Source organism: Streptantibioticus parmotrematis, assembly GCF_019890615.1.
GTDB classification, from domain to species: domain Bacteria; phylum Actinomycetota; class Actinomycetes; order Streptomycetales; family Streptomycetaceae; genus Streptantibioticus_D; species Streptantibioticus_D parmotrematis.
This window is the reverse complement of the sequence record NZ_JAINVZ010000047.1, coordinates 1-10,122: the sequence shown is the minus strand read 5'-3', so window position 1 is coordinate 10,122 and position 10,122 is coordinate 1. Positions and strand designations below refer to the sequence as shown.

General features: G+C 66.4%; 8 protein-coding genes. 2 read left to right on the top strand and 6 right to left on the bottom strand.

Features of this window, described 5'->3' with window-relative positions:
* The first annotated feature begins 125 nt into the window (after positions 1-125).
* A complete protein-coding gene (locus K7472_RS31950) occupies positions 126-1,397 on the top strand; it encodes an AlbA family DNA-binding domain-containing protein (protein ID WP_222982732.1) in 1,272 nt (423 codons plus the stop codon).
* Between the two features lie 284 nt (positions 1,398-1,681).
* On the opposite strand, the gene K7472_RS31945 is transcribed toward K7472_RS31950, so the two are convergent.
* Positions 1,682-2,527 (bottom strand): hypothetical protein, encoded by an 846-nt coding sequence (locus K7472_RS31945; protein WP_222982731.1) that lies wholly within the window; start codon positions 2,525-2,527, stop codon positions 1,682-1,684.
* 92 nt (positions 2,528-2,619) lie between these two features.
* On the opposite strand from K7472_RS31945, the gene K7472_RS31940 reads away from it, so the two are divergent.
* Positions 2,620-4,011, top strand: coding sequence for an AbiJ-related protein (locus K7472_RS31940; RefSeq protein WP_222982730.1), 1,392 nt, complete (start codon positions 2,620-2,622; stop codon positions 4,009-4,011).
* A 244-nt stretch (positions 4,012-4,255) separates the two neighbouring features.
* Here the strand turns inward: K7472_RS31940 and K7472_RS31935 are convergent, their stop codons facing one another.
* The 5 genes from K7472_RS31935 to K7472_RS31915 all read right to left on the bottom strand — a co-directional run bounded on the left by K7472_RS31935 (position 4,256) and on the right by K7472_RS31915 (position 10,070).
* The gene (locus K7472_RS31935; RefSeq protein WP_222982729.1) at positions 4,256-4,666 is read right to left on the bottom strand and encodes a hypothetical protein; all 411 of its coding nucleotides are present in this window, start codon (positions 4,664-4,666) and stop codon (positions 4,256-4,258) included.
* Positions 4,663-5,556 carry a hypothetical protein gene (locus K7472_RS33605; protein ID WP_308014180.1) on the bottom strand — a complete coding sequence of 298 codons (894 nt, stop codon included), beginning with the start codon at positions 5,554-5,556 and terminating at the stop codon, positions 4,663-4,665. Before K7472_RS33605 ends, K7472_RS31935 begins: the two co-directional genes overlap by 4 nt.
* Before the next feature lie 10 nt (positions 5,557-5,566).
* On the bottom strand, positions 5,567-6,814 hold the full coding sequence (locus K7472_RS33600) for a hypothetical protein (protein ID WP_222982728.1): 1,248 nt from the start codon (positions 6,812-6,814) through the stop codon (positions 5,567-5,569).
* Positions 6,811-8,394, bottom strand: coding sequence for a site-specific integrase (locus K7472_RS31920; RefSeq protein ID WP_252396585.1), 1,584 nt, complete (start codon positions 8,392-8,394; stop codon positions 6,811-6,813). Before K7472_RS31920 ends, K7472_RS33600 begins: the two co-directional genes overlap by 4 nt.
* 146 nt (positions 8,395-8,540) lie before the next feature.
* The gene (locus K7472_RS31915; protein ID WP_222982733.1) at positions 8,541-10,070 is read right to left on the bottom strand and encodes a site-specific integrase; all 1,530 of its coding nucleotides are present in this window, start codon (positions 10,068-10,070) and stop codon (positions 8,541-8,543) included.
* Positions 10,071-10,122: the final 52 nt, after the last annotated feature.

The window sequence follows — 10,122 nt, the reverse complement described above, 5'->3', positions numbered from 1 at the left end:
CTTCCCTGTCAAGTCAGTGTGTTCAGATCGGCAGCTCTGGTGCCGAGGAGATTGGGCTCCCGTGGACAGAGTGGCTGTTGCTGAAACTTCCAGCGTCGGATGGCGAGGGGTGTCATGCTCGCCGGATGCATCCGCTGTTTGAGGCTCCGGCCACCGATGTCACTCTCGATATGGTCCAAGATTTCGTCAACCTGAAGATCCGAGAAGGACTTACGGTCGAGTACAAGCGTGCGGGTGACAAGCCGATCGAAGCTGTCGCGGCGCTGGCCAACACCTATGGCGGTCTCTTGCTCGTTGGCGTGGCCGAGGAGGAGAAGGGCGTGCCCTCGGAGATCGTCGGCGCGCCGCTGGGGGAGAAGGAAAAGCTGATCAACCAGATGGCCACGCGCTTCGACCCGCCGTGGACGCCTGAAGTGATCGAGGTTCCGTACGGAGGGGCCGCGGGTGACAAGGTCGTCCTGGTGGTCCGGATCGACCGAGCCACGGTCCCTAGGCCTGTCGTCCTTGATGGCTCCATCTTCGTGCGGCTCGATGCCCGCAATGCGAAGGCGAACCGGCAGATGATGCGCATGCTGCTAGATGAGCCAGCGGTGCAAGCCGAACCGACGCCCATGTTGGCTCGCCATGGGCTCAAGCAGTATGGATCACCGTTCCGCGACGACGGCAACGACCCAGACGTCGCTCTGCGGGCCGTGAGCACGATGGCGCTGTGGAGGGGCGAGGAACGGACCCGTTTCCCCAGCGGGCTTGCCGGAGAGGTCGTCAAGGCCCTCCAAGAGACACGCGCCCAGCCGCTACTCAGCCGGCTGAGTTTTGATCTGCTTGAGCGTCGGCAGGCGCTCACTGCCTGGGAGCTTGTGCAGGCGACAAGTCGTCGCCTGCTGCTGAGGATGTCCACCATCGGTACCGGCGGGTCTACCCCTTCCCGCCCGGGCGCCCAGATGGTGTGCAGAGTCGCCCTGGATGGCGATGGGCTGGGGGCCGGCCTCGAAGTCGTCTTCGACACCTGCGTGTGGCTTCCCGAGGGTGTGCCGCTGGGCTTGGACTACTTCGTCCAGGTGATGTACGACAGCGTCCCGATCGTGGCGAACACGATCCTGCCCATGGTTGCCGCCGCGACGGTCGGTATCAAAGCCATGCCCACGCCGGTGACCGAGATTCACACGGCTGTGCGCGAGGGTCGGGACACCTATGGCGACTCGGTGTCCGGCAGCAGTCTGGACAAGGCCGTGTCCCTGGGCTCGTTGGGGGACAAGACGGGGGACGGCACCATCACGCAAGGCGGCGAGGTCCTCTTGAGGAGCCTGGTGAACCCGCCGCGCTGGGACGAGGCCGTACGGGAGGCGCTGGTCACGATGGCGATGGACTGGGGCTTCCCGGATCCCAAGCTACCGTGAGGCCAGGCACTGGATGGGACGTGTTCTCCACTGCGGGACGGTGAGCAGATGCTGGGGAGGCCGACTGGGAGCTTGAAGTTCTCTGGAGTCACCTGATACGCTGTGCCGTCCAATGGAGTTGGGTGTAGGCCCTGTCGGTTCACGACCGAAAACTTCGCAGAGTCGCGGTGATCCGGGTTCGAAGCCCGGCGGTCATTTATGGCTGTAGCTCAACTGGTAGAGCCCGCCTTTCTTTGACTGATGCCCGTTCCTGATGGAACGGGCATCAGTGTTTTTGCAGTCGATCAGATGGCCCGCATGATGGCGTCCGAGATCTCAGTCTCAGTCAGGGTCAGGGGCAAGTAGTGGAAGCGCGCAAAGCCCTTGATCCTCCTTTGTCGCTGCGGAGGGGGCTCCTTCAGTACTCCGGGCAACTCCCCGACGGCGTCCTCGACGACGAGGTCCGCCCAGGCTTCGCGGGAGAGAGCTGGCTGGAGCAGCACGTTGGCTTCTCGGGCCAAGGCCTTGGTGCACGCCAGGGAAGCCACGATCTCGCCGTGTCCGAACTCGACCTGGTCTCCCAGTTGCACGCTCCGGGGCGATCGGCCAGCCCGGGCGACCCAACTTGCCTCCGATGTGACGTCCCAGGAGGCCAAGTGCTTGGCAAGGTCGGCGTCAACCAGGCCACCCGCATGGATCGAACAGTTGCGCATCAGTCGCAGTATGTGAAATTGCTGGAGCTCGACAGGTGAGAAGTTGCCGCCGGTGGCCCGCTCGATCTCCTCGTGTTGCGTCCACGCCTTGATGTATCTGACGTCCGGCTTTGACAAGGTGTGGCCAGCGCGCTGGAGCATCCCGAGGCAGGTCTTTATGAAGTCTTCGTGGATACCGAGGACGTACGGAACCGTCATCGCACCGAGGTGCACATCACCTGAGGTGAGGATGGCCCTGGCGGAGACCGACTTCATGTCGAGCCTGCGGATGTGAGGGACGTTGGGGAATATCTCCGACAACAGTCGATCGGAGCCCTCGGTCAGTTGCAGCAGGTGCGCGGCCATGCCCGCGCCGGCCAACAAGCCCATCACGGCGTTGTTGGCCCTGGTGCGTATCTGCTCGTACTGCCGATACTCAGCAAAGCGCACGGTCTTCACCAGTGTCACTCTACGCCACCGGCACACAGCCCCGCCCGGTAGTTCTTGTTGGCTTCGCGACGGGTGTCCGACCGGGCTGCGACACTCGGGTCATGGCGGTGCGTCCGGTGGACTTGAGAGAAGCGGTGAGCACGGTCGTATGGGGCCTGAGCTCCTACACTCACACTGAGTTGACCAGTCTGGGCAAGAAGCACAGGCTGCCGATCCCTGGAGAGGAAGCAGGTACGAAGAGTCAGCGCCTGGAGGCATGCCTGGAAGCGATTACAGATGGTGATCTCCACCAGGTCGCGCAGCGCCTCCTCGACTCTTCTCACATCTCACTTCACGGGGCGGACAGGTTCGCGCTTGAGGACGCAGTCTGGGAAGCGGGCCCTGTGATCGAGATCATGGGCCGAACGCGGCGCGACATAGCCCATGCGATCGACCTGGAGGAACTGATACACCGCCAGGACCGCTTCGAGGGCCTGTTGGAGCAGTTCTGGGTCCTGGACAACGATCCGATGGCCACGTGGTCGGGATCGTCATCGACAAGTCGGCGCGCGCTGATCCATCGGTTCGTATTTCGGAATCCAGGTGACTGGTCAACGGACGATTTTTTCGAGCAGTTGGGGGCGTACGAGGCTGGATCCGCTAGGTTCGGCCGCTTTCTTGAGGGCTTGGTCGACCCGGGCACGCTGCCGGATGCCGAAGCGCAGAGTCGTGTCGTCGAGGCGGTCAACGTGGTGCTGGTGAAGGCCGGAGCCCGTTTGGAGCAGACGGGCGACCGCGATGGGTATCCCTATTTTCAACTGGTGCGCACAGGACCGGGTGCTGTCCGCCGCCCCAAGACTCTCGTCTTCGCCACGACTGTCAAGCCAGACATCCGGTTGGTGAGTGTCGTCGACAACGACATTGAGGTCCTGCAGGACATGGACCAGATTCTCGTCTACGACCGCCCGGTAGGCCCGGAGGGCATCCGTTGGCGCAACCTGCAGCAGTGGTGGCAGGAGAAGAAGGGTATCGATGACGAGGGGGAGGCCAAAAAGACCCTCTACGAACGTCTGTTGAAGTCGATGCCGGCTGACGAGGTCTCTCCTCAACGCAACTTCTACCGGATTTATCACGAGAACTACGGTGTTCTGGCCCGAGATCTTCCCGCACTGCTGCCCGAGGTCTGGTTGCACTGGGACCACAAGACCGTTCGGCAGCGTGGGGTGAAGGCGTTGCTGAACCACCGGATGGACTTCCTCATGCTGTTGCCGCACGGTCATCGTGTGGTGCTGGAGGTTGACGGCGGTCACCACTACGCAACCAGCAGGGCATATGAGGGCACTGTGCGGGGCGACCGTGATCTGAAACTCCGTGGTTACGAGACCTACCGGTTCAGCTCCACGGAGCTAGGACGAGACCAGATCGGCCCCCTCATGAAGAGGTTTTTCGCTGGGCTCTTTGACCTCCACGGCCTAGTGAGGACAGAGTCTGAGAGCCCGTCCCAGAGCAGTTGAAGCCCGAGTCGTGCCGCACGCATGATAAGCGCCGCCCCTGGAGAATGGGGCCAAATCCACCGATGCGCCTGGCTGTCCCTGCTGTTCGTGTCTCTTCAGGAGAGACACGAACAAGTTAAAAGGTCGGAGATCCTGACCATTCTGTCAGTTATCCTGACGCAGGTCTTTAGATCGTGGTATTCGCAATGTCGGCTATACTGATTTCTTCTGGTTTTAGGAAGCTCCTACGACTCCTGAATTTAACTCAACTCTCTGGACTGCGGATGGGGACGACGTTGTCGGGAAGCGTTTGCGCCTCCGGTTTCGGCTCGATCTGACAGGTGAGGACAGCACTCGCAAGAGTGAGGTTCGTGACCTGACGGCGAAGGTCTTCGATCTCAGCCCGCTGGTTGGCGATGGTCTGCTTGAGCTTGGTGACGGTCGCCTTGAGCCGCTTTTCGGCTTCCGGGGTCTGCTGGGTCTCGTTGCGGACGCGTTCGTAGAACTCGTTCTTCAAGTCGACGTGGCGTTTGAGGAGGGCCATGCGGTGGACGCCGGCCTCGGCGGCGAGTGCGACGACTGTGAGGCTGCCGTTGGAGGCGGTGGCCTTGCCGGTCAGGAGCCGGTCGGTGGCCTCGCGGATGCGGGTGCGTTCGTCCTGGTGCTGCTGGTTCATGTCAGGGCCTCGGCGGTCTGGGCGGTGGCGTCGTGGATGTAGGCGGTTTCGCGGAGCCTGGCGGCGTTGGCTCGCAGGCGTTTGCCGATCGGGTCGGGCGCGTGGGCGGCCAGTTGGTCGATCTCGTCGGCGCGCTGCCGCATCTGGAGGGCGTGGGCGTCGGTGCGGACTGTGTTGCCGCAGCCGGTCTTGCAGGCGTACTGCCGTGGGGCGGTGGCGTCCGGGTCGGGGTCGCAGAGAGCGTTGTCGTGTTTGAACGCGCAGATCAGGAACGTGTCGGGGTTGTCGAACAGGACGATGCCGTCCCGGGCGAGGAAGGCGGCCGCCTTTTTCGCGAAGGTGGCGGGGACGATGCGGCCCTCAAACTGCGGGGTGGTTGCGGCGGCGGTGACGGCCCGTCGGGAGGCCGGGCCGGAGATCTTCTCGCCGGCGGCGAGACGGTCGCGTAGGCGGGCGGCGGTGTCGGCCGCGGCGAGGGCGGTCTCGACGTCGAGGACGCCGTGGATGCCGCGGCGGTCGCGGGAGCCGTAGCCGGTGGAGGTGCGGGCGTCCAGGACGGTGCGCATGTGCCCGTATTGAATGGCCAGCGCGATCAGTCCGCCGGGGCGCCGGGCGATGTGCCAGGCCAGAGTTCGTCTGAAGCGGGCCAGCCCGACCTTGCCGTGCGGGTCCTGGGCGATGGTCTGGCCGGGCAGGTCGTGGGTGAGGGCCTCGTGGTTGGCCCAGGTGGTGAAGTCCTCGATCCGTCTGGCCAGGGCGTTGCGCTTGACCGCGCCGTGAAAGCCGCGCTGACCGGAGAAGTCGTGGTGGGCGGCGTCGAGGAGGAGCCCGCCCGGGGGAACCATGCGCTCCAGGACCCGAATCGCGTGGACGACCGGCGTGATCGCCACCCAGGGGACATCACGTTCCTGTCCGGCCGAGACGTGGTTGCCGTCGTCGTCGGTGACGTTCTTGTAGTGGTGGCCGCGGATGAGGTGCCGCCCCGGGGTGCCGTCGGCAGCCGGTTCGGGATCGGGGCAGCAGCCGGACCGCAGGCCCTGGACCTCCTGTGTACGCATTCCCGTGAGGTAAAAGACAGACGATCACTGCGGCGGTGCCGAGCTGCCGCATCAGGTCGGCGGCCTCGTTGAAGTCCATATGGTCGCGCCAGGGCTTTCCGGCGATGAGCCCGGTGACCGGCACGTTCATAGGGCAGGGGCCGGGACGCTCCGCGGCCAGTGCGGTGAGCCCGTGGTCCCAGTTGAGCCGGTCGACCTGGCCGATGCTGGCACCGGCGGAGGCGGCGAGGAAGAGGCGGGCCAGCCGGTGGGTGCCGTGCAGCGGCGTGGCCGGCAGCGGCGCCCCGCTGCTGACCAGCGGTAGGAGGTATGCCCTCAGCGCGGCCCGCCCTGTGGGGTTGGCGGCGGTGGCCTCAGCCAGTGCAGTCAGCCGGCGGTTCTCGGCCCAGCCGGCCAGTATGTCGTCGGCGAAGTCCTCGACCACCCGGATGGCCCAGGTCAGCATCGGCCCTATGACCTGCGGATCCAGGGGCTCGGTGGTGTTCTCCACTCCGTCGGCGGAAGCGTCGGAGGCGGGGAGGAAGTCGTCGACGCCGGCGGTGTCCCAGGGCGGCCGGGTGATTCCCAGGGGGCGGGCGGTGAGCTGATCGAAGGCCCAGAGGTTCGTCAGCTGGCTGAGGACCCTTTCGGCATGGTGCCGGTCGCTGACGCGTGTCCAGCGCTGAGAGGCGTAGGCGCTCCACTCGTGGTCGGTGCAGGAGGCGAGATCGTTGATGCCCCGTTCATGCAGCCAGCGGGCCAGGCGTATCCATTGGCGGCAGGTGTCCTGCAGGGAGGCCGCGGCCTGCCGAGCTCGGGCTCTGCTCCCGCGGGTCTGCAGGTAGGTGGCCCGAAGCTCCCCGTTGATCATGGTCCAGGCGAGCTGTTTCACCTGGTCGCGCATCTGCGGGGGGCATTTCCTCCAGGAGATCGCGGAAATGGTCTTGCCGGGGTTGTCGATCAGCGGGCCGAGCGACCACACGGGGTCCTGGTAGCGGGAGTTGGGGTGCCGGTTGCCGGGGCGGACCCTTCGCGCAAGCACCACGGGAGTGTCCGCGGTGGGTAGGGGCAGCACGTAGGGGTCGTCCTCGGAGGCGAGGGCGGTGGTCACGGGGCGAGACTTCCTTTCAGAAGAAGGTCGATCAACGCGCGGTCGGCCTGGCTGACCCGGGCGAGCGCGGCATTCCAGGCGGCAGTGCCGACCTTGTCGCGCAGGTCTTCCAGCCGCAGCAGGTGATCGCGCCACTGCCCGTTCCAGACGGGGTCTGGTAGGGCCGAGCGCAGACCGAGCACCTGTTCGCGGAGGTGGGCCAGGCGGGGGTGATGGCCGGGGTGGACGTGGGCGTTGCGGCAGCCCAGGCAGAGCAGGAAGTCCGCCCCGCATCCCCCATCCGGCGCAGGCCAGGGGCTGGTGCTCTCGTCCTGGCAGTCGGCCGTCGCGGTCTGCTGGTGGCCAGGGTCTGCGGCGGGGGTGAGGCGGCCGTTGAAGGCGGTGTTGCGGGCCTGTTCCAGTGCCTCCAACGCGCCGTCCGCGAAGTCCTCGCGCGAGGCGCGCTGGACGCGCTTGTCGGGCAGGACGTAGACACTCTCGTGGGTGCCCCTGGTGTGCTGGAGTGGACGGCCCTCACGGGTGACCGTCGTCCTGCGGGTCCGCTGGAAGGGCGAACCGCCCAGGCGGTGGTCTTTCGCCCACTGCCTTGCGTCGTTTGTGGAGACGCCGAAGAACAGGGGGCCGACCGGGCGGGGCCGGTCGAGGTTCTGGGGCTCGTTGCCGGGCAGGCCGGTGCGCGCGGTCATCAGCAAGTCGACTCCCGGCGCCAAACGGGTAGCCAGTCGGCGGCCGTGCGCGGTCGCCTCCAGCGCCTGGGTGATCAGCCGTCCGGGAGAGTCGGCGCCGGAATCGGTGATGTTCTCCGTGGAGAACCAGCGTCCGCCGCCGGCTCGGCGTTTCTCGATCTGGACCTGGTAGGTCACCGTCGTCGCCTCGCCGGCCGACGGCATCCTGGTCGGGGCCGGCATCCGGTCGTAGACCGACAGGTTCCATCCGAACCGGTCGGTGAGCAGCACCGCCAGAGCCGTCAGATCCCCGCGGGTCAGGAACAGGCGCCCCCACGTGCGCTCAGCACCCAAACCGCCCAGCAGTCTGCGATTCCTCACGTGGTACTGACCACTGGGCGTGATCGTGCGGACAACGTCACCGGTGTCCGCCACGTGGTCGAGGAGTTGGCCCAGGCGCCAGTCACGGCTGCCCACGGTCAGGTCGCCGGCCCGCCAGCGCTCCAGCAGTTCGGTGTTCTCGCGGATGCGCGTCAACGCCGCCCGGAACTGCCGACGTGCCGTCAGCAGCACCTGCTGCCGTTCCTCCTCCTCGTATGCCTGCTTGCTGGGAACCGGCGCGGGAACGCGACGGGCCAGTTCCTCGGCCACCGGCCCGGCTGCCAGACGAGGATCCCTGCGCAGCAGGGTGCGGACCGACCGCAGCGCGCTTCTGCCCGTGTTGGTGGCGATGTGCTGGGCCCGCCAGCGCCGGACCATGGCCACGGTCAGATCCTCCAGATCCTGCGGCTGACGCTCCAGAGCCGCCAGGAACCGTGCGAAGACCAGCAACTGGCGCCAGTGGGCATCGGCGGTTGCATGGCTGTTCCAGACGCCCGACTGCTCGGCGAAGACGGTGGCCAGGGACCGCCTCATAGGGGCCGGGACAGACAGCTCGGCGAAGTCGAACGTCCTTCGGTGCCCCGCCTTGTTGACCACGGTCACCACCAGCCCGTCCGGGGCCAGCGGAGGCTCGCTGCGGTGATCGGGCGGAGGGAGAACGGCACGGTGCCCCCGGCCGCTCACGAGGCCGCCCCAAGGATCGCGTCGACGTCCTGAATGCCTTCCGACTCCCGGGCCAGCCTTGCGAAGACGCCGTCCAGATCCCCGATATCCCGTTCCTCGGCGTCATCCTCCGCGGCGGCGAGGATCGACTCCAGTTGCAGGTGGGCGACAGGAGCGAGGTAGTGCCGCTTCGTCGTCTCCACATCCGCATGGCCCAGCAGCGTCTTCACCAGCCACCACGGGTCACCGAACAGCACAGCGAAGTCCCGCCGGTCCTTCTTCGTGAGCCCGTAACGCGACTCGAACAGCTCGTTGAGCAGCACCAGCATGTAGAGCGCGAACGAATGCCGGCACGAGTGCGGCGTCGCGTACGGACTCTTGCCGCGAACCTCCGCCAGCCGGAACTCCCGGTCGATCTTCCGCTCCTCGGCGGTGAGCAGCACGCTCTCGCAGCGCAGATTCGCACCCCGGAACACGCCGTTCCAGCGCTCCGGATCCATCGGCAGGCCCTGCTCGGTCAGCCACAACCACGCCGGCTCCGGCCCGTCCGGCCCTTCCAGGAACAGCCACTGCCGCTCGCGCCAGCCCAACCGGCTCAGCTCCTGCTCACCGGCGACACCGTTGGCGTCCACCCATTGGACCTTCGGCTTGAGGCCGTGCGTGACCTGCGTAACCAGCCGCAACACCGGCAGCCGGTCGTAGCGGCCCGCTGCCTGAGCACGCCGCACCGCCCACGCCCGCTCCGACTCCACATACGACTCCACCTGGCCGACCGAGTCCACCGACGCGTAGAACGTCCGGCTTCTCTTCGCCCTGGTCAACGCGCCAGCGACGCGGCCGTGCACGTAGCGGCCATAGCGCAGGCGTTGGACGGGCAGCTCGAAGGTGAGCAGCGCTCCGCCCTCCTGCCGGCGCAGACCCGAACTGAGCAGCAGCTGCACGAAGCTGGTGTTGCGCAGTTCCGTCCGTGACTCCCACCCCGGCGCCGATATCCCGGCGCGGGTATGGCCGCGCAGCCCGACGTCCGACCACAATCCCCAGGTCCGCGGAGTCAGCCACGACACGCGTGAGCTGACCGAGTCCGCCGCCCGGTCCTCGCGCAGGGACACGTCCACCGGCAGCGGGTCGACCTTCCCCCACTTGAACAGTTTGGTGAAGGCGGCCGCCTCACGGTTCCACTTCGTTCCGCCGATCCGCTCAGGGTTCTCCGGCGCATCACACCGCCAGTGCCGGTAATCCCGCAGATCCTGCCTCGTCGCTTCCCGCCACACCACCCCGCGCGAGGACAGGAACGTCAGCAGCGGCCGGGTGTCCGTCGCGTAGTTGCGCTTCGACTCGCGCTCCAGCGACCGGAACTCAGCGGACCGAACGTAGCCCAACAAATCCCGGTCCACCGTGCCGTCCGGGGCCACGAACACCGGATCGCCCGCCCCCAACCCGATCCCGGCCACCGCCCCCGGTAGGTCCCGTACCCCCAGAACCCCATCATCCGGGAGAGGTCCCCACCGGCCCCGATCCGGTACCCACACCACATGCCACTCACTCACAGTCATGCCTTCCCTGATGCTTGAACACACTGCATCATCAGGGAACTTCCCA

What these genes read in the sequence shown, in the direction of transcription:
- K7472_RS31920 (WP_252396585.1), bottom strand. Translation starts at nt 8,394, where the DNA reads ATGAGGCGGTCCCTGGCCACCGTCTTCGCCGAGCAGTCGGGCGTCTGG.
- K7472_RS31935 (WP_222982729.1), bottom strand. Translation starts at nt 4,666, where the DNA reads ATGAACCAGCAGCACCAGGACGAACGCACCCGCATCCGCGAGGCCACC.
- K7472_RS31950 (WP_222982732.1), top strand. Translation starts at nt 126, where the DNA reads ATGCATCCGCTGTTTGAGGCTCCGGCCACCGATGTCACTCTCGATATG.
- K7472_RS31940 (WP_222982730.1), top strand. Translation starts at nt 2,620, where the DNA reads ATGGCGGTGCGTCCGGTGGACTTGAGAGAAGCGGTGAGCACGGTCGTA.